This is a genomic window from Anoxybacillus sp. LAT27, from assembly GCF_022030075.1.
Lineage (GTDB): Bacteria > Bacillota > Bacilli > Bacillales > Anoxybacillaceae > Anoxybacillus > Anoxybacillus kestanbolensis.
Map to the genome: position 1 here is coordinate 79,328 of NZ_JAIWYK010000422.1, position 19,369 is coordinate 98,696.

At 42.1% G+C, this 19,369-nt stretch carries 18 protein-coding genes; 17 read left to right on the forward strand and 1 reads right to left on the reverse strand.

What is annotated here, in order from left to right; genetic code table 11:
* Nucleotides 1-19: 19 nt before the first annotated feature.
* The 6 genes from LD028_RS11355 (at nucleotide 20) to LD028_RS11380 (ending at nucleotide 8,474) form a co-directional block, all read left to right on the forward strand.
* Nucleotides 20-2,062: a YhgE/Pip domain-containing protein gene (locus tag LD028_RS11355; protein ID WP_237811870.1), complete on the forward strand. Its 2,043-nt coding sequence runs from the start codon at nucleotides 20-22 to the stop codon at nucleotides 2,060-2,062.
* 138 nt (nucleotides 2,063-2,200) lie between these two features.
* Nucleotides 2,201-3,220, forward strand: coding sequence for a LacI family DNA-binding transcriptional regulator (locus LD028_RS11360; RefSeq protein ID WP_237811871.1), 1,020 nt, complete (start codon nucleotides 2,201-2,203; stop codon nucleotides 3,218-3,220).
* 39 nt (nucleotides 3,221-3,259) lie between these two features.
* Complete coding sequence (locus LD028_RS11365; RefSeq protein ID WP_237811872.1) at nucleotides 3,260-4,567, forward strand: ABC transporter substrate-binding protein; 1,308 nt, start codon at nucleotides 3,260-3,262, stop codon at nucleotides 4,565-4,567.
* Nucleotides 4,568-4,636: 69 nt separating this feature from the next.
* Nucleotides 4,637-5,932 carry an ABC transporter permease subunit gene (locus LD028_RS11370; RefSeq protein WP_237811873.1) on the forward strand — a complete coding sequence of 432 codons (1,296 nt, stop codon included), beginning with the start codon at nucleotides 4,637-4,639 and terminating at the stop codon, nucleotides 5,930-5,932.
* Nucleotides 5,933-5,943: 11 nt separating this feature from the next.
* Nucleotides 5,944-6,771, forward strand: a complete 828-nt coding sequence (locus LD028_RS11375; RefSeq protein WP_012575804.1) for a carbohydrate ABC transporter permease — start codon at nucleotides 5,944-5,946, stop codon at nucleotides 6,769-6,771.
* 17 nt (nucleotides 6,772-6,788) lie between these two features.
* Nucleotides 6,789-8,474, forward strand: a complete 1,686-nt coding sequence (locus LD028_RS11380; protein ID WP_237811874.1) for a glycoside hydrolase family 13 protein — start codon at nucleotides 6,789-6,791, stop codon at nucleotides 8,472-8,474.
* Nucleotides 8,475-8,502: 28 nt separating this feature from the next.
* On the opposite strand, the gene yhfH is transcribed toward LD028_RS11380, so the two are convergent.
* Nucleotides 8,503-8,634: a protein YhfH gene (gene yhfH, locus LD028_RS11385; protein ID WP_021095297.1), complete on the reverse strand. Its 132-nt coding sequence runs from the start codon at nucleotides 8,632-8,634 to the stop codon at nucleotides 8,503-8,505.
* A 153-nt stretch (nucleotides 8,635-8,787) separates the two neighbouring features.
* Between yhfH and LD028_RS11390 the strand changes: the two genes are divergently transcribed.
* From LD028_RS11390 to LD028_RS11440, 11 genes are all read left to right on the forward strand, one after another.
* Complete coding sequence (locus LD028_RS11390) at nucleotides 8,788-9,522, forward strand: MBL fold metallo-hydrolase (protein WP_237811875.1); 735 nt, start codon at nucleotides 8,788-8,790, stop codon at nucleotides 9,520-9,522.
* Between the two features lie 189 nt (nucleotides 9,523-9,711).
* A complete protein-coding gene (locus LD028_RS11395) occupies nucleotides 9,712-9,915 on the forward strand; it encodes a hypothetical protein (protein WP_237811876.1) in 204 nt (67 codons plus the stop codon).
* On the forward strand, nucleotides 9,902-10,204 hold the full coding sequence (locus LD028_RS11400; RefSeq protein ID WP_237811877.1) for a DUF4212 domain-containing protein: 303 nt from the start codon (nucleotides 9,902-9,904) through the stop codon (nucleotides 10,202-10,204). Before LD028_RS11395 ends, LD028_RS11400 begins: the two co-directional genes overlap by 14 nt.
* Before the next feature lie 26 nt (nucleotides 10,205-10,230).
* Nucleotides 10,231-11,880: a sodium:solute symporter family protein gene (locus tag LD028_RS11405; protein ID WP_237811878.1), complete on the forward strand. Its 1,650-nt coding sequence runs from the start codon at nucleotides 10,231-10,233 to the stop codon at nucleotides 11,878-11,880.
* A gap of 53 nt (nucleotides 11,881-11,933) precedes the next feature.
* Nucleotides 11,934-13,769, forward strand: coding sequence for a DUF294 nucleotidyltransferase-like domain-containing protein (locus tag LD028_RS11410; RefSeq protein WP_237811879.1), 1,836 nt, complete (start codon nucleotides 11,934-11,936; stop codon nucleotides 13,767-13,769).
* A gap of 11 nt (nucleotides 13,770-13,780) precedes the next feature.
* On the forward strand, nucleotides 13,781-14,443 hold the full coding sequence (locus tag LD028_RS11415; protein WP_237811880.1) for a 3'-5' exonuclease: 663 nt from the start codon (nucleotides 13,781-13,783) through the stop codon (nucleotides 14,441-14,443).
* A 110-nt stretch (nucleotides 14,444-14,553) separates the two neighbouring features.
* The gene (locus LD028_RS11420; RefSeq protein ID WP_237811881.1) at nucleotides 14,554-14,808 is read left to right on the forward strand and encodes a hypothetical protein; all 255 of its coding nucleotides are present in this window, start codon (nucleotides 14,554-14,556) and stop codon (nucleotides 14,806-14,808) included.
* 164 nt (nucleotides 14,809-14,972) lie between these two features.
* Entirely contained in the window at nucleotides 14,973-16,523 is a 1,551-nt protein-coding gene (locus tag LD028_RS11425; RefSeq protein WP_237811882.1) for a fatty acid--CoA ligase family protein, read from the forward strand.
* Nucleotides 16,524-16,629: 106 nt separating this feature from the next.
* Nucleotides 16,630-17,616, forward strand: coding sequence for an ABC transporter substrate-binding protein (locus tag LD028_RS11430; RefSeq protein ID WP_237811883.1), 987 nt, complete (start codon nucleotides 16,630-16,632; stop codon nucleotides 17,614-17,616).
* Nucleotides 17,617-17,633: 17 nt separating this feature from the next.
* Complete coding sequence (locus LD028_RS11435) at nucleotides 17,634-18,608, forward strand: ABC transporter permease (protein WP_237811884.1); 975 nt, start codon at nucleotides 17,634-17,636, stop codon at nucleotides 18,606-18,608.
* Nucleotides 18,574-19,368, forward strand: coding sequence for an ABC transporter ATP-binding protein (locus LD028_RS11440; RefSeq protein ID WP_237811885.1), 795 nt, complete (start codon nucleotides 18,574-18,576; stop codon nucleotides 19,366-19,368). The genes LD028_RS11435 and LD028_RS11440 overlap by 35 nt, the downstream gene beginning before the upstream one ends.
* Nucleotide 19,369 lies beyond the last annotated feature (1 nt).

The following is a 19,369-nucleotide window of genomic DNA, read 5'->3' on the forward strand; positions in this document are numbered from 1 at the left end:
TTTTGTGTAAAATGACTAAATGAACAAATTGGTCAATATTTTAAAAAGGGGGTTGAGCAAATTGTTTATAAAAGAAATAAAAGCGGTCACGTCCAATCGGAAAGTGCTTATTCCGATTATCGCTGTTTTATTTATTCCGCTTTTATATAGTGGTATGTTTTTATGGGCGTTTTGGGATCCGTACGATCATTTAGACGATTTGCCTGTCGCTGTTGTCAATAATGACAAAGGTGCGACATTTGAAGGAGAAGAGCTCCATATTGGTGATGATCTCGTCGACAAGCTAAAGGAAAAGAAACAGTTTGATTGGCATTTTGTAAGCCAAAGTGAAGGGGAAAAAGGATTAAAAGAGCAACGGTATTATATGCTGATTGAAATTCCTGAAGATTTTTCTAAAAACGCAACGACGTTACAAGATGATCATCCGAAAAAGCTTCAACTTATTTACAAGCCAAATGAAGGGTTTAACTTTTTATCTGCCCAAATCGGTGGAACAGCAGTAGAAAGAATTAAAACAGAGGTAGCAAAAACATTAACCGAAACGTACGCCGAAAACATGTTTGAAAACGTAAAAACGTTGGCGGACGGACTAACAAAAGCGAGCGACGGGGCAAACAAATTGCATGACGGATTGATAGATGCAAAAGACGGAACGAACAGGCTATATGATGGGATGACGCGCATCGTTGATGGACAGAAGCAGTTGCTTGAGGGCACTAAACAAGCAGAAGAAGGAACTTCGGAGCTTGTCTCTGGTGCACGTGATCTATTGGAAGGAATGAAAGCGCTCGATGCTCGCATGCCACTACTTTTACAAGGCTCAGAGCAATTAAGTGGCGGGACGGAACAACTAGTTACATCGCTCGCCGAGTGGCAACAAGGAGCTACGCAAGTTCAAGCGGGTGCCACGCAAGTGACAAGTGGATTAGAGCAACTCGTTGCGCAACTTAATACGCTTATTGCGCAGACGTCAGATCCAGTACAAAAAGCGGTATACGAGCAATTAAAACAACATGTTGAGCAATTATCACTAGGGAGCAAACAAGTAGAAACAGGCGTTGTACAGTTAAACGATGGAGCTAAAGCGTTACAAGTAGGTGCGACGTCTTTAAGCGAAGGGGCAAAGCAACTACATGAAGGGCATGTGGCTCTCGATAGCGGCGTAAACGAACTGCTTGCTGGACAACAGCAACTTGTCGGGGGGATGAATCAACTGCAAGATGGTGCGCATCGGTTAGCGGATGGTGCACAACAATTAGCGAACGGAATGAATGAACTAACAAACGGAACTGAAACATTGCAAGATGGAATGAATCAGCTTGCAGACGGTTCAGGAGAACTAGCAGATAAATTGAAAGAAGGTGCTGAAAAAGCAAGCAACGTTAAAGCAAACGAAGACGTATATAACATGTTTGCCGAACCGGTGAAAGTAAAAGATAAAAAAATCAATGAAGTGCCAAACTACGGAACAGGGTTTACACCATATTTCTTGTCGTTAGGATTGTTTGTTGGTGCGCTTTTACTTTCGATCGTTTTTCCACTTCGCGAACCGGCTGGAGTGCCACGCTCACCATTTCAATGGTTTTTTGCGAAATTTGGTGTACTCATTGGCGTGGGGGTGTTACAAGCGCTTCTTGCGGACAGCGTATTGCTTTTCGGGCTTGATTTACAGGTGAAAAGCGTTCCGTTGTTCCTTTTATTCAGCGTAGTGACAAGCATTACCTTTTTATCAGTCATTCAATTTCTCGTGACGGTTTTTGGAGATCCGGGACGATTTATCGGAATTGTCGTCTTAATTTTACAATTAACGACAAGCGCAGGTACGTTTCCGCTTGAGTTAATTCCACGTGCATTGCAACATTTTAACGCATGGCTGCCGATGACATATTCTGTTTTCGGATTTAAAGCGGTCATTTCAAGCGGTGATTTTGCGTTTATGTGGGAAAACGTCGGCAAATTGCTTATGTTTATCGTCGTTATGATGGCGGGAACGATGACGTATTTTACGATCCAACATCGTCGCCAATTCACAACAATTGTGGAACAAGCTTCTGAAGCGTAATAGGCTTCGGAAGCTTTTTTTCTATGAAAAAATTTTTAAAAAATTAACTTGCATATACAAGATGGGGCGAGTATAATATGAATATGAAAACGATTTCATTCGTTTCTTTTCGATTGAAACAAGAGGGGGAATGGGAGGATGGCGACAATTGAAGATGTCGCCAAGCTAACAGGGCTTTCACGGACGACGATTTCGCGCGTCATAAACAATCACCCGTACGTGTCAGAAGAGAAACGAAAGCTCGTGCTTGAAGCGATGGAAAAATTAGGATATGTGCCTAATTCATCGGCGAGAAGTTTGCGGAATCAAAAAACGAGCATTTTAGCGCTATTTATTCCGCGCATTACGAATCCATTTTTTAGTGAGCTTGTCGAAGCGACAGAAATGGCGGCTACGGAACATGGCTATCAGCTCATTATTTGTCAAACGCGCTATTCGCCAGAAAAAGAGTTAAACTATATGAATTTATTAAAAACAAAACAAGTCGACGGAGTCATTTTAGCTTCCATTCAAAACGAGTGGAAAAAGCTAAAGCCGTTTTTACAGTACGGGCCGATTGTTCTTTGTAACGAGTTTGATGACTGTGCAAACGTTCCAACTGTTCGGCTCGATCAAGTATATGGGGGATACATAGCAACGAAACATTTACTCGAACAAGGTCATACGAAAATCGCCTATTGTTCTGGTGGCTATCGAAGCAATGTCGCAAAATCGCGGGAAATCGGTTTTAAAAAAGCGTTAGCAGAATATAAACTGACATTCGATGAACGATACGCTTTTCGCGATGCGTTTCACATTGCGGATGGAAAGCGCGTATTTCATCAAATGATGGCGCTTTCAGAACGACCGACGGCTGTATTCACCGGAAGCGATGAAGTAGCGGCCGGCATTATATCTGAGGCGTTAAGATGTGGCTATCGCATCCCTGAACATTTAGCTGTTGTTGGTTTTGACAATCAAGCGATTACTGAGCTAACAAACCCGACGATTACAACTGTGCATCAGCCAGTCAAACAAATGGCTCAAAAAGCCGTCGACCTTATCGTAGAAAAAATTCAGACAAAAAGGTATGACGTACAAGAAATTTATGAATTTCCACTTCAGTTGATTGTACGTGCGTCGACAGTTGGTAGCAAGCTTCATAAAAATGAAGCTTGACATACATTTTATCTTAATTCAATAAAGGGGGACTTTTTTATGAAGAAGGCAACGAAATTTTCTTCTGCATTGTTAGCGCTTACGCTCGGCTTGACAGCTTGTTCTGGCGGTCAAGACACAGACAAGAAGGAAACAACGGATAAGAAAGACGATGCAAAAAAATCTGAAGAAGTTGTAAAAATTGTGTACGCTCGCGGTAAAGATGCAACAAAAGCGACAGAAGAAATCGTCAAAGCGTTTGAAGCAAAATATCCAAACATTGATGTTGAATTCCGCGAAATGCCTTCAGACACAGGGGCGCAGCACGATGCATACGTCACGATGTTAAATGCGAAGTCGTCTGAAATCGACGTCATGGATTTAGACGTTATTTGGCCAGCAGAATTTGCACAAGCTGGATATGTTCTTCCGCTCGATCGTTTTATTGAAAAAGACGGCATTGATTTAAATGCATATAACCAAGGTGCGCTCGCAGCTGGAAACTTTGATGGAAAACAATGGGCGATGCCAAAATTTATTGATACAGGATTATTATTTTATCGTAAAGATATCGTACCAGAAGATAAAGTGCCAAAAACATGGGATGAATTGTTAGCCGCTGCACGTGAGTTTAAAGGACAGGGCGGTACACAATTCGGATATTTAATGCAAGCGAAACAATACGAAGGATTAGTATGTAACGCCATTGAGTTTATTGCGGCATACGGTGGAAAAATTGTAGACGAAAACAATAATGTTGTTGTCAATAGCCCTGAAACAATTAAAGGATTAAAGAAAATGGTTGAAATTGCAACATCTGACGTTGTGCCAAGCAACATTACAACATTTACAGAGCCAGAATCTCATACAGCGTTTATTGAAGGACAATCGCCATTTATCCGCAACTGGCCATATCAATATGCGCTAGCGAACGATCCAGAACAATCAAAAATTGTGGATAAAGTCGGCGTTGCGCCACTACCAGCGGGCGATAAAGGTTCAGCGGCGGCATTAGGCGGATGGATGACAGCGATTAACGCATATTCGAAAAATAAAGAAGCGGCTTGGGAATTCGTGAAATTTATGACTGGTCCAGAAGGTCAAAAAATTTCTGCGATTTACGGCGGTTTAGCACCAACGCTTCCAGAACTATTTAAAGACGAAGAAGTGTTAAAAGCGAACCCATTCTTTGCAGAAGAAGGATTTGTTAACGGATTAAACGCAGCGGTACCACGTCCAGTTGTACCAAACTACCCAGAAGTGTCCGAAATTATTCAAATTAACGTATCAAAAGCGATTGCTGGACAAATTACAGTCGAAGAAGCAGTTGCGAACATGGAAAAAGAAATTAAAGCAGTTATGCAGTAATTGCACGTTAGCCTTCAGCCTCATATAAGTGCTGAAGGCTAAATCCTTTGCATAAAGGGGGAACAACGAGTGAAAAACGAAAAAAAATCGGAGCGTCGTTTAGCTTACATTCTTGTTGCTCCGTCGCTCTTGCTTATTTTGGCGGTTGCGATTTGGCCGGTCATTCAGTCATTTTATTTCAGTTTATTTGACTATCGTCTCAACAACCCAGCGAAGTCCTCTCTCCATCTTGATTACAGTTTAAACTTAGAGCGATATTTAGAAAGTTACCCGTTTTTAATGAATGCGTTAAATCAAGAAGTTGCTCAAGCGACAGGTGAGGAAAAAGAGAAGCTCACGTCATTACAAGAGCGACTCCAACAAGTCGATGAAGAAATTCGTGCCGATGAAGACGTGGCGAAACGGTATGAACAAGTAGATGAAATTTTAAATAATTTTGAAGTACCGAGTGAAGAAATAAAAATTGTCCCAATCGATGAACAAGCGGCAAAAGATTTAATGGAAACGATGCAAGATGCTAAACAAACGTTAAAAACACTAAATGAAAACGGACAATTGAAGCAAGGAGATAAATTAACAGGGCTTGCGAACGGATTAAGCGGAGCGGTCATTGAACCGAACTTTGTCGGTTTAGCTCATTATAAAAACTATTTCAGTGATACACGTTTATGGAAAGCGCTTTGGAATACGACGATATTTACTGTCATTTCTGTTGCGCTTGAATTAGTGCTCGGTTTAGCGATTGCGTTGCTAATTAATAAAGCCTTTTTCGGCCGCGGGCTTGTGCGGGCAACGATTTTAATTCCGTGGGCGATTCCGACAGCGGTATCTGCATTAATGTGGAAGTTTTTATATGACGGACAAAACGGGATTGTCGCTAAATATTTTGCGGATATCGGCATTATCAATAATATGAGTGAACTATTAACGACAGGTGCAGGAGCGATGTTTGCTGTCATTTTCTCTGACGTGTGGAAAACAACTCCATACATGGCATTATTATTGCTTGCTGGTTTGCAAACGATTCCGAGCTCCTTATACGAAGCGGCATCGATTGACGGAGCGACAAAATGGCAACAGTTTGTCAAAATTACGTTACCGCTTTTAAAATCAAGTATTCTCGTTGCGCTTTTGTTCCGTACGCTTGATGCGTTTCGTGTGTTTGACTTAATTTTCGTTTTAACAGGTGGAGGACCAGCGAACTCGACAGAAACGATCTCGATCTTAGCGTATAAAGTCATGTTCTCGCAAACAAACTTCGGTGGCGGTTCAGCGTTAGCGGTGATCGTTTTCATTTGCGTAGCGATCATTTCGACAATTTACATTAAATTTTTAGGTGCTGACCTCATTTCTGACCGAAAATAGGAGGTGCAACGATGCAAAAGAAAGCCGGTCCATTGTTTTACGTGTTTTTATTTATTTTCGTTTTTTTAGTCATGTTTCCATTTTTATGGATTTTATTAAGTTCGATTAAGCCGTTAAGTGAATTATTTGGTGAAGAAGCGTTTAATTGGTTTACGAGCCATCCGACGTTAAAAAGTTACGTCTCTGTTTTCGTCAATTATCCGTTTTTAAAATATTTATGGAACAGTACGGTGATCGCGACAATTACAACGGTGTACACTGTGTTTGTTGCTGCGTTTGCCGCATATGCGATTGCTCGTTTAGATTTCAAAGGAAAATCGGTCATTCTTGGCATCGTGTTATCGGTGTCGATGTTTCCGCAAATTGCGACCATTTCGCCGATTTACATGTTTGTGAAAAAGTTTGAGTTAACAAATAGTTATTTAGGGTTGATTATTCCGTATACGACGTTTGCATTGCCGCTTTCGATTTGGTTATTAGTGACGTTTTTCCGTAAAATTCCGTTTGATTTAGAAGAAGCTGCGAAAATGGACGGGGCAACACCGCTTCAAACGTATTTTAAAGTCATTTTACCATTAGCTGTACCAGGTATTTTTACGACATCCATTCTCGTTTTCATCGCCGCATGGAACGAATTTTTATTCGCGCTAACGATTAACACAGCTGAGAAATATAAGACCGTGCCAGTTGGTATTGCGATGTTCCAAGGGCAATATACGATTCCATGGGGCGAAATTTCAGCAGCAACGGTCATTGTGACGATTCCGCTCGTCATTATGGTATTATTATTCCAACGTCGCATCGTATCAGGTTTAACATCTGGTTCTGTAAAAGAATAGAGGGGAGAGGAATAAACATGTGGTGGAAAGAAGCAGTTGTATATCAAATTTATCCGCGCAGTTTTAAAGATTCAAATGGGGACGGAATTGGCGATTTGCGCGGCATCATTGAAAAATTAGATTATTTACAAGAGCTTGGCGTCGATGTCGTTTGGTTATCGCCTGTATATAAGTCGCCAAACGACGATAACGGCTATGACATTAGCGACTATCAAGACATTATGGACGAGTTTGGAACGCTCGCTGACTGGGACGAACTGCTTCACGAAATGCATGCGCGCGGCATGAAATTAGTGATGGATTTAGTCGTCAACCATACGTCAGATGAACATCATTGGTTTATTGAATCGCGCAAGTCAAAAGACAATCCGTATCGCGACTATTACATTTGGCGACCAGGGAAAGACGGAAAAGAGCCGAACAATTGGCAATCGTTTTTCAGCGGTTCAGCTTGGCAATATGATGAAGCGACAGGGGAATATTACTTACATTTATTTTCGAAAAAACAACCAGATTTAAACTGGGAAAACGAAAAGGTGCGCGAAGAAGTTTTCAACATGATGACGTGGTGGCTAGACCGCGGTATTGACGGATTCCGGATGGATGTTATCAACCTATTATCGAAAGTAGAAGGATTGCCTGATGCCCCGGTGACAAATCCTGACGATCGTTATCAATGGGGCGGTCAATATTTTGTGAACGGTCCGAAATTAATGGACTATTTGCGTGAAATGAAAGAAAAAGTATTAAGTAAATACGACATTATGACAGTCGGCGAAACGCCAATGGTCACAACAGATGATGCGATTCGATTTACGAACGAGCAAGATGGCGTCATGAACATGTTGTTTCAATTCGAGCATATGGATGTTGACGCAAAACCGGGAAGTCATCTTGGAAAGTGGGACATTCAACCGTGGAAATTGACCGACTTGAAAAAAATTATGAGCAAATGGCAAGTTGAACTGCACGGGAAAGGTTGGAATTCTCTTTATTTAGAAAATCATGATCAACCGCGTTCTGTTTCACGTTTTGGTGACGACAAAACGTATCGTGTAGAAAGTGCAAAAATGTTAGCGACATGGCTACATATGATGCAAGGAACGCCATACATTTATCAAGGACAAGAAATCGGTATGACGAACGTTTCTTTCCCGTCCATTGAATATTATCGTGACGTGGAAACGATTAACTTATGGAACGATGTTGTGGTAAACAAAGGGTATGATCCAGACAAAATATTAAAGGCGATTCATTATCGCGGTCGCGACAATGCACGTACGCCAATGCAATGGGATGCGACAGAACATGCCGGGTTTACAACAGGCACTCCGTGGATTAATGTAAATCCGAATTATCGCGACATTAACGTCGAACAAGCGTTGAAAGATGAAAACTCGGTGTTCCATTATTATAAAAAACTCATTCGCCTTCGAAAAGAACATCCGATTATCGTATACGGTTCATACGAGTTACTTCTTGAAGATGATGAACAAATTTATGCGTACGTACGCAAGTTCAACGATGAACAACTGCTCGTTATTACAAACTTTAGCAGCGAGCAACCGACATTTACGTTGCCGTCACATATCACGTTCACCGAAAAACAATTGCTTATTAGCAACTATACGGTCGATGAAAATGAATCGATTGACACGATTACGCTTAAACCGTATGAAGCACGTGTATATAAGTTAAAGTAAAAAGCAGCCACGCAGGCTGCTTTTTACTTTAACAAGAAACGTTTAAACATTGCACGCAAACGTTGCCGTAACATTCATGTTGTTCTTCCATTTCTTTGCCGCACTCACAACATGTTTTTGGCGGCAACTTTTTATAAAATTCAGACATTTTTTCTAACATCATTCCCCATCCCCTTCACTTTTGTTAATTTTATTGTATTATAACAGAATATCATATGTCAATAGTTGTTTTATAACATTTGCGTGTGTGAAATTTGTTCAGAAATTTGGTATTGTGTAGTTGTACACATTTTTGCAAGGAAGGTGAATACATATGAAAGTGACAGTGATCGGCTATTGGGGAGCATTTCCGAAAAAAAATGAAGCAACGTCATGTTATTTAGTTGAACATGACGGGTTTCATCTGTTAGTTGACTGCGGAAGCGGAGCGTTAGCCCAGCTCCAAAACGTCATTGACATTGAACAAATTGATGCAGTGATCGTATCGCATTACCATCATGATCACGTAGCAGACATCGGTCCGCTTCAATATGCTCGACTTATTAAGAAAAATTTAGGTGTGGATTTGCCGGAGTTACCGATTTACGGTCATTCCCTCGATCGTGATGGATTTGCACGCCTTGCGCATAAAGGGGTGACAAAAGCGGTCGCGTATGATCCAAATGAGACGCTTCATATCGGTCCGTTTACGATTTCGTTTATGCGAACAGAACACCCAGCGATTTGTTATGCGATGCGAATAACGGCAGGAGGAAAAACGGTCGTGTATACTGCCGATTCAAGCTATTTGCCACAGTTTGTTCCTTTTGCGAAACAGGCACATTTACTCATTTGTGAATGCAATTTTTACGCAGGACAACATGCGAAACAAGCAGGTCATATGACGAGCGAAGAAGCGGCGACGATCGCCCGTGAAGCTGAGGTTGAAACATTGTTACTGACGCACTTGCCTCATTTCGGCAACGTTGAACAACTTGTCGACGAAGCAAAAACGATTTTCCGTGGCGATGTGCAATTAGCAAAAACAAGATGGACATGGGAAGGGTAGCGAATCGCTGCCCTTTTGTTATAATACAGAATAAAAAATTTGAAAATTTTTTGAACAGATGCTTGACGATAGATTGAAAAGTAGAGATAATATGGTTGTGTTAGAATTTTCTTAAAATTTAGTAACACGTGCTAGGAGGTGGATGTTAAAAGAAAATGATAACGCTTACAATTTAAAGGGGGTATTTGTTTGATTGTGTTTTACCTCATCTTAGCGATTACAGTCGTCAGTTTATACGTTGCTTTTCGTAAGCAAAAACCTTTCTTTTTACTCATTCCGTTCTTGTCAGTCTTCGCTTACTTTTTATTTGAAGTCATAACGTTCCCAGCACCATTTTTAGAAACGGTCAAATTTATTTTTAACTTGGGGGTGTGTTTGTTTGAAACAAATTGATAAAAAAGTGGCGGATGCGTACTTCCGTGAGCGTGTGCGGTTAATTGTTATTTTTTTGATTATTTGGTTTATTGTGTCGTTTGGCGTCGTTATGTTCGCGGAGTCATTTAAAAATATGACGTTTAACGGTTTCCCATTCCATTACTTTATGGGGGCACAAGGAGCTGTTGCGACGTTTATCATCTTGTTGTTTATTAACGCGAAAGTAAGCGACAACATTGATAAAAAGTACGGCATTAACGAAGAGAAAAACGAACAATTAAGCGCAGGCAAAGCGCTTGATCATTAAGAGAACAAAGGGGAAGGGGGAGCAATATGGATACACAATTTCTCGTGTCTTTATCCATTATTATCGCATCATTTGCGTTATATATTGGGATTGCAATTTACAATAAGGCGAAAGAAACGTCTGATTTTTACGTCGCAGGTCGTGGCATTTCCCCGTTTTCAAACGGAATGGCGATTGCGGCGGACTGGATGAGTGCGGCCTCCTTTATCGGTATGGCCGGTACGATTATGTTGTTAGGCTATGACGGTCTTGCATACATTATGGGGTGGACAGGTGGATACTTATTATTGACATTTTTACTTGCCCCACAACTTCGCAAATACGGTCGTTATACGGTACCAGAGTTTATCGGCGATCGTTTTGAAAGCCATTCAGCTCGCGTAATTGCAGCGCTCTGTACGATCATTATTTCATTCGTTTATTCGATCGGTCAGCTATCCGGCTCGGGCGTCGTTATCGGACGTTTGCTTGAAGTAGATGCAAAAGTCGGTACGATGATTGGTGTTGTATTAATTGCGTTTTATGCGGCGTTTGGCGGAATGAAAGGAATTACATGGACGCAAGTAGCGCAATACGTCATTTTAATTATCGCTTACTTAATTCCGGTCGTTTTCATGTCGCTTCAATTGACAGGAAACCCGATTCCGTGGCTTTCTTACGGAAAAATTGTCGGTCAGTTTCAAGAGTTGGATCAGCAATTAGGCATTTCACAGTATGCAGAACCATTTTTGAAAGGTAGCAAATGGCAGTTTCTTGCTCTTATGTTTACATTAATGGCTGGAACAGCGGGTCTACCGCACGTCATCGTCCGTTTCTATACGGTATCAACGATGAAAGCAGCCCGTTGGTCAGGGGCATGGGCACTTTTATTCATCGGGTTGCTCTACTTATCAGCGCCTGCGTACGCCGCGTTTTCACGCTTCATTTTAATTAAAAATGTTGTCGGTCAAAAAATTAGCGAATTGCCAGCATGGACAGAAAAGTGGATTAACACAGGGAAGTTGCAAATTGCGGATGCAAATGGCGACGGTATTTTACAATGGCAAGAGATGGTCATTAGCAACGACATCGTCGTTATGGCGACGCCAGAAATCGCAAATCTTGGCATGTTTGTTATCGGCTTAGTCGCAGCTGGAGCGATGGCGGCAGCATTATCAACAGCAGGCGGCCTAATGATTGCCATTTCGTCTTCATTTGCCCATGACATTTACTATCGTATTTTACGTCCGAATGCGTCAGAGCAAAATCGGTTACTTGTTGCGCGCATTTCAATTGTTACTGCGACAGTGTTAGCAGGTTTAGTTGCATTAAATCCACCGGGTGTTATTACACAAATTGTTGCATGGGCGTTTGCTATTGCGGCAAGCACGTTCTTTCCAGCGCTTGTCCTTGGTGTATGGTGGAAACGTTCAAACGCTGCAGGTGCCATTGCAGGAATGCTTGTCGGCTTAGCCGTTTCGCTTGGCTACATTTTAGCGGCAAAGTATGGCGGATTTTCTGTTGCAGGAATTGTTGATACAGGGGCAGGAATTTTTGGAGCAGTTGCGGCCATGTTAGCGAATGTCGTTGTTTCATTAATGACGAAAGAACCTTCACAGTCTGTTCAAGAAGAAGTGTATGATCTTCGTTATCCAGAGCAAATGACATACAAAGACGGTCAAGTGTGGATGAGATAATGTGTTCGGCATCTGTATATACAGATGCCGTTTTTGTAAGGGAGGGGATATTGATGCATCCATTATTTCATGGATTGCCACAATCCGAAATCGAACAGCTTATCGCTGCATGTGAACAAAAGACATTTGATAAAGATGATCTCATTTTAGGGAAAAATGAGCAGCGTAAAGGGCTTGTGTTGTTGCTTGATGGGGTGGCAGAAGTATATGTTGAGCATGAAGGATATGACGAAGTGCTTGAAGTGGTGCAAAAAGGCGGAATTATCGGATTTTCAAGCTTAGCTCATTTTTTAGGTGTATCGAAAAGCGATGGAAAAGAAGAGCTCGTTGCGGTACGGGCGGCGGAACGATGTGAAGTGCTGGTCATGCCGTTTTCCGTGTTAACGCGGTTATGGGATGATCCGAACGTACATGACTATTTACTTGCGCAGGCGTGTGTTCGTTTAAAAGATGTATATGTGTCGCTTGCTGAGCAAATTAAGCAAGCGCGTAAATTCGGGGACGCTACATCGTTTGTTGTTCCTGTGCAAGATGTTATGATTCGCGACGTTGTGACCCTTCCGCCGACGGCAACCGTACAAGAGGCGGCGAAAAAAATGGCGGCGACTCATATTAGTTCGATCGTCGTGACAGACGAACAAACGTTATGTGGAATTTTAACGGAAACGGATCTTGTCGAGCGTGTGCTAGGGCAATCACTTCCGTACGATACGGTTGTTGAACGAGTGATGACAAAAGACGTCGCGACGATTTCGCGATTTGCGTATTATTACGATGCGCTTGCGCTAATGATTGAACGTGGGGTGAAACATTTGCCTGTTGTAGATGACGGAAAAGTGCAAGGTATCGTGACGTTTTCTGATTTAATGCGAAAGAAAAACGAAAGCATGATGCGCACCATTCAACAAATCGATCATGCAGATGAACAAACGTTGCCAAAAGTGAAAACGGCAATTTACGAGTTGTTAGCAACGATGTTGCGCGATCAAGTGCCGATTGCCCAATGTTTACATATGATTACGAAACTGTATGATCGGCTCGTATTGCGTTGTTTGTCGTTAGCGTTGGACAGAGTAGGGGAGCCTCCATGCCGATTCGCTTTTTATCAAATGGGATCAAGCGGCCGAGGAGAGCAGTTTTTACTGACGGATCAAGATCATTTTCTCGTGTATGAAAGCGAGGAGCATCGTTCGTACTTTGCGAACCTTGGCAAGGCGATTGTGCACATGATGGAGAAAGCGGGATATGAGCGATGCAAAGGAAAAATGATGGCGAGCGAAGAAGCATGGCGCGGTTCATTAGAGACGTGGAAAGACCGATTGCGTGAATGGATGATTCATGCGACAAACGACAATTTGTTGTTGGCACAAAACTTTTTTTCATATCGATTTGTATATGGGGATATGGATTTGCATCGCACGTTTAAACAACAAATTCGCGAGCAGTTAAACCGCGCGAAAATTTTCTTTTTTCGGCTCGTGGAGATGGAAAAGCAAAATGAAATTCCGACGCTTGACCGCCCGATTCGTTCGATTTTTGGACTTGAGCGGAAAACGATTGATATGAAAAAAGAAGTGCTATTTCCGTACCACCATAGCGTGCAAATTTTAGGATTAATTCATGGCGTTGTATCTGGCACGCCGTTTGAGCGAATCGAAAAATTAAAAGAAAAACAAATGTTATCTCCAGCGTTTGCGAAAGATGTACAAAAAGCGGCAGAAAACGTGCTAGCCATTTACATTCGCCATAAATGGAATCACTACAAAGCAAATCAACCGTCTTCGTCTGTTTTATCGTTTACGACGATGACGACGCGTGAAAAAGATGAGCTTATTTTAAGCTTAAAAACGTTAAAACAGCTACAAACGCAATTATTTTCTTATTTTTAAGGGGGATGATGATGTTTTTTTTACGCAAGGCGATTGATTATAAGTTAAATGATAACATTCCATTATCGACACCAATTGATGACGTTGTTTTTACCGTATTTGATACAGAAACGACGGGATTTGATGTAGCGACAATGGATCGGTTAATCGAAATCGGTGCGGTGCAAGTGAAAGGAACGAACGTGCTTGAAAACGAGACGTTTCATACGTATGTGAACCCAAATCGTGATATTCCACCCGTTATTGTTGAACTGACGAATATTACAAAGGAAAAAGTTCAGCATGCGCCGATGGCAATTGAAGCATTGCAACAATTTTTCCAGTTTGTTGAACAAAAACAAAGTGTATGCTTTGTCGGTCATTACATTTCATTTGATTTATTTGTGATGAAACACGAATTGCGCCGTGAAAAAATGAAATTTCGCAAACCGACGTTTATCGATACGCTCGACTTAATTGGTTTTATTGCACCGTCATATGATATGCGCGATTTAGAGCGATACGCTCAAGCGTTTGGCACACGTATGTATGAACGTCATTCGGCGATCGGTGATGCGCTTACGACTGCGTATTTATTTGTGGAGCTATTAGAACAATTTCGCCTGCGCGGTTATCGAACGTGGGGAGAACTGTTGCGCGCTACAGATAGCCAAATGCGGTCGTTGTCGTTTTAACAAGGGGCAAGTCCCCTTTTTTATTTTATGGTAAAATATTGATAGAGAAGTAGATGTCTATGAGAGATAAAACATACCTTTGTATTTTTAGGAACAAGGAGAGGATTAGCATGTTTAATCATGTGTTTAAAAGTAATCGCAATCTTAATCATAAAATCGTTATTGAGTTAGATGAAAGATATTTTGATAAAAACAGCTTGATGCACGCCGTTATCCAACATTTAAAAAGTGAAGGAAAGCAATGCGAAATGATCGATGTGAACACGTTATTGCTAGACGGAAAAAAGTATCATTTATACGAAACAAACGTGGCCGCGACATATTGCCCTCCGGTACAACGGGCGATTTTAATCGAAAGCGATTGAATCACTTATAGCAAGCTTGCTGTTCATTGGTTGTGAATAGTAAGCTTTTATTTGTTTTTAAAAGATGTCTCGCTTGCCTGTTTTTTTATTTTAAAATATAATACATTTAGAATTTTTTTAATTTTAAAATGAATGATCATTCATTCACTAAAGGGGTGGGGAAGATGAATTTAGTTTCACGGTTACAGCAAATTGCTACGGAGAAGCCAAATAAGCAGGCGTATATGTATGAGCAAACGTCTGCAACGTACGGTGAATTAAACGGAGCGATTATGAAGTTTGCGAGCGGGCTCGCAAAGCTTGGAGTAAACAAAGGGGATCATGTGGCACTTTTGCTAGGCAATTCACCGTATTTTATTGTCAGTTTGTATGGTGCCATGTGTGCAGGGGCGACAGTCATTCCGATTAACCCAATTTATACGGCGGATGAAATTCATTACATTTTAACGAACGGCGATGTAAAAGTTGTCATTGCGCTTGATCTTGTCATTCCGACGTTTATGAAGCTTGACGGACGCTTGCCAAATGTCGAGCACATGATCATTTGTGAAACACCGCAAGGAAAAGAACACGGGATCGCTGTGCCGGCAAAAATGAAATCGTTTACAAATGTGCTGGCGATAGGTGATGTTCCGTTCTTCGGGCCAGAGCTTCACGATGATGATGTGGCGGTCATTTTATATACATCCGGAACGACCGGAAAACCAAAAGGAGCGATGTTAACGCATAAAAATTTATACCGTAACGCCCAAGATGTCGCGGACTACTTAAAAATTAATGAAGATGATCGCGTCATTGCGACGTTGCCGATGTTTCATGTCTTTTGTTTGACAGTGGCGCTCAATGCCCCGCTTATGAACGGCGGAACGGTGCTGATTCTCCCAAAATTTAGCCCAGCGGAAGTGTTTAAAGTAGCACGTGAACAAAAGGCAACTGTTTTTGCAGGCGTACCGACGATGTATAACTTTTTATATCAATATCCAGACGGAAAAGCGGAAGACTTTGCACATATGCGTCTATGCATTTCAGGCGGTGCGTCAATGCCTGTTGCATTATTGAAAAACTTTGAGAAAAAATTTCATGTCATCGTTTCCGAAGGGTACGGTTTATCGGAAGCGTCACCGGTGACGTGTTTTAATCCGCTCGATCGCCCGCGTAAACCGGGATCGATTGGGACGAGCATTATGAACGTTGAAAATAAAATTGTCAATGAATTAGGGGAAGAAGTGCCTGTTGGGGAAGTCGGGGAATTGATCGTGCGCGGTCCGAATGTGATGAAAGGATATTATAAAATGCCGGAAGAAACGGCGCATACGATTCGAGATGGATGGCTATATACAGGCGATTTAGCGAAAATGGACGAAGAAGGATATTTTTACATTGTTGATCGGAAAAAAGATATGATTATTGTTGGGGGATACAACGTATATCCGCGCGAAGTGGAAGAAGTGCTGTATAGCCATCCAGACGTTGTTGAAGCTGCGGTCATTGGTGTACCTGATCCGAATTTTGGTGAAGCGGTAAAATGTTATGTCGTAAGTAAAAATAAACAGTTAACGGAACAACAGCTGATTGCTTATTGTAGCGAACATTTAGCAAAATATAAAGTGCCAAGTTCAATCGAATTTTTAGACGAGTTACCAAAAAATACGACGGGAAAAATTTTAAGACGTGCGTTAAAAGAGCAAGTCATCTCTCAAAGCGGTGCGATGTGAGCACCGTTTTTTCATTTACTTTTTAGAATTTACTTGATATTTAGAAAATATATTTGTATAATTTAACGCATAAAAGCATAACAGCAAAAAAGTAAGGGGGATAAAAATGAAGTGGTTGAAAACGTGTGGAGCGCTGCTGCTTGCCGGTGGTGTGCTCGCTGGATGTTCTGAAGAGAAAACGACGAAAGAAACGAGTGGGGAAAAAGAAAAAACATATAAAGTCGGTGTGACGCAAATTGTTGAACATCCATCGCTTGATGCGGCGTTTAACGGATTTAAAAAGGCGCTTGAAGAGAAAGGATTAAAAGTCGAATACGATGTGCAAATTGCGCAAGGAGATATGAACAATAACCAAACGATTGCCAACAACTTTGTGGCAGATGGCGTCGATTTAATTTTCGCCAATTCGACGCCGAGTGCGCTTGGTGCATTAAATGCAACGAAAGACATTCCGATCGTCTTTACGTCTGTGACGGATCCGGTTGGCGCGAAACTTGTACAGTCGATGGAACAGCCGGGCGGAAACGTGACAGGAACGACAGACACACATCCAGATGCGATTCCAAAAACGGTGCAATTTATTGATCAATTTGTCGATGGAAATCGCGTCGGGATGATTTACAACGCTGGTGAACAAAACTCCGTCGCGCAAGTGGATGCGGTGAAAAAAGCGATGGAGGGAACCGATTTAACGATTGTACCTGTGTCGGTGTCGACGTCGGCGGAAGTGAAGCAGGCAGCGGAATCGTTAGTCGGCAAAGTGGATTGTTTTTATGTTATTACAGACAATACTGTTGTTTCCGCACTTGAATCCGTCATTCAAGTTGCAAACGATCAAGACATCCCGCTTTTTGTTGGGGAGTTAGATTCGGTCAAACGTGGTGGTTTTGCGGCATACGGCTTTGACTATTATGATATTGGCTACGAAGCGGGTGTGATGGCAGCAGACATTTTAGAAGGGAAGAAAAAGCCGGCTGAACTTCCGGTGCAATATCCGCAAAAATTAAAACTTGTCATTAACAAAAAAGCGGCAGAAGAGATGGGAATCACGTGGCGTAGTGAATGGGATAGCATGGCGGAATTTATCGAATAACGCAAAGGATGGATCGTATGATTACAGCATTGTTTAGTTCTGTAGAAGCAGGGTTGTTATATGCGCTCATGGCGCTTGGTGTGTATATATCATTTCGTATTTTAGATTTTCCTGACTTGACGGTGGACGGAAGTTTTGTGACGGGAGCGGCTGTTGCTTCCGTCCTCATCGTCGCTGGTGTCAATCCGTTTATCGCCTCGCTTGCAGCGCTTGGGGCGGGCTTTATTGCCGGATGTATGACGGGTCTTTTGCATACGAAGGGGAAAATTAATCCGTTATTATCAGGGATTTTAATGATGATTGCTTTATATTCGATTAACTTGCGCATTATGGATAAACCGAACGTCCCGCTTTTACAACAAGAAACGGTCATGACAATCATTACGAAAGCGTTTCAACGTCTCGATCAAGCTTTGGCAACGGTTATTCCTTTCGTTCCGAAAACGTGGGGAATTATCGTTTTTGGGATGTTGTTAGTTGTTATAGTGAAAGTTGTTATTGACTTATTTTTAAAAACAGAAGTCGGTTTGGCGCTTCGTGCAGTCGGGGATAACAAAAAAATGATTGCTAGCTTTTCAGGTAATACCGACCGTTTAACAATCATGGGGCTTGGGCTTTCGAATGCGCTTGTTGCGTTTTCGGGCGCGCTCATTGCGCAATATAGCGGCTTTAGCGATATTGGCATGGGAATCGGCATGATTGTCATCGGTTTAGCATCGGTCATTATTGGGGAAGCGCTATTTGGGGCGAAAACGATTGTACGAGCGACGCTTGCAGTCATTTTCGGAGCCATTGTATATCGTATCGTCATTACGTTGGCGTTGCGCGTCCAATTTTTAGAAACCGGTGATGTGAAGCTAATTACAGCTTTGATCGTCATTTTAGCGCTCGTCGTTCCGCAAATGATCGCGGCGCGTGCTGAAAAACAACGGAAAGCGAGAAAGCGGGGTGCAGCCGTTGCTTCAACTCAAGCAGATTACGAAAGTGTTTAACGAAGGAACGCTCGATGAGAAAGTGGCATTAAAACATATTGATCTCTCGCTTCACTCAGGCGACTTTGTCACCATTATCGGCAGCAATGGGGCAGGAAAATCGACGTTGATGAATATTATTTCAGGAAGACTTGTCCCTGATACCGGTGAAGTGATGATTGACGGGAAAGATGTGACGACGATGAGTGAACATGATCGCGCCCGTTACATCGGTCGCGTCTTTCAAGATCCGATGGCAGGAACCGCACCGAATATGACGATTGAAGAAAATTTAGCGATAGCCTATAACCGAACAACAAAGCGGACGCTTCGTTTCGGCGTGACGAAAAAGCGACGTGAATTTTTTAAAGAAGCGCTTGCAACACTTCAGCTTGGGCTAGAAAATCGTCTGCATGCGAAAGTGGGCTTATTATCTGGCGGAGAACGGCAAGCGTTGTCACTTTTAATGGCGACGTTTACGCAACCGCATGTGCTCCTGCTTGACGAGCACACGGCAGCGTTAGACCCTGCACGCGCTCAATTAATTACCGATTTAACGAAACAAATTGTTGAAACAAATCACCTAACGACCCTAATGGTGACGCACAATATGGAGCAAGCTGTCCAATTAGGAAATCGGCTTATTATGATGGATGGTGGGCAAATTATTTTTGAAGCAAGTGGAGAAGAAAAGAAAAAGTTGACTGTTGAAGTGCTTCTCCAAGAGTTTCAGCGCATTCGCGGTAGCCAATTTGCGAGCGATCGCGCAGTGCTTGTATAAA

Coding starts and splice junctions, on each gene's coding strand:
- LD028_RS11355 (WP_237811870.1), top strand. CDS start 20: ATGAACAAATTGGTCAATATTTTAAAAAGGGGGTTGAGCAAATTGTTT.
- LD028_RS11360 (WP_237811871.1), top strand. CDS start 2,201: ATGGCGACAATTGAAGATGTCGCCAAGCTAACAGGGCTTTCACGGACG.
- LD028_RS11365 (WP_237811872.1), top strand. CDS start 3,260: ATGAAGAAGGCAACGAAATTTTCTTCTGCATTGTTAGCGCTTACGCTC.
- LD028_RS11375 (WP_012575804.1), top strand. CDS start 5,944: ATGCAAAAGAAAGCCGGTCCATTGTTTTACGTGTTTTTATTTATTTTC.
- LD028_RS11380 (WP_237811874.1), top strand. CDS start 6,789: ATGTGGTGGAAAGAAGCAGTTGTATATCAAATTTATCCGCGCAGTTTT.
- yhfH (WP_021095297.1), bottom strand. CDS start 8,634: ATGTTAGAAAAAATGTCTGAATTTTATAAAAAGTTGCCGCCAAAAACA.
- LD028_RS11390 (WP_237811875.1), top strand. CDS start 8,788: ATGAAAGTGACAGTGATCGGCTATTGGGGAGCATTTCCGAAAAAAAAT.
- LD028_RS11405 (WP_237811878.1), top strand. CDS start 10,231: ATGGATACACAATTTCTCGTGTCTTTATCCATTATTATCGCATCATTT.
- LD028_RS11410 (WP_237811879.1), top strand. CDS start 11,934: ATGCATCCATTATTTCATGGATTGCCACAATCCGAAATCGAACAGCTT.
- LD028_RS11415 (WP_237811880.1), top strand. CDS start 13,781: ATGTTTTTTTTACGCAAGGCGATTGATTATAAGTTAAATGATAACATT.
- LD028_RS11420 (WP_237811881.1), top strand. CDS start 14,554: ATGTTTAATCATGTGTTTAAAAGTAATCGCAATCTTAATCATAAAATC.
- LD028_RS11425 (WP_237811882.1), top strand. CDS start 14,973: ATGAATTTAGTTTCACGGTTACAGCAAATTGCTACGGAGAAGCCAAAT.
- LD028_RS11430 (WP_237811883.1), top strand. CDS start 16,630: ATGAAGTGGTTGAAAACGTGTGGAGCGCTGCTGCTTGCCGGTGGTGTG.
- LD028_RS11435 (WP_237811884.1), top strand. CDS start 17,634: ATGATTACAGCATTGTTTAGTTCTGTAGAAGCAGGGTTGTTATATGCG.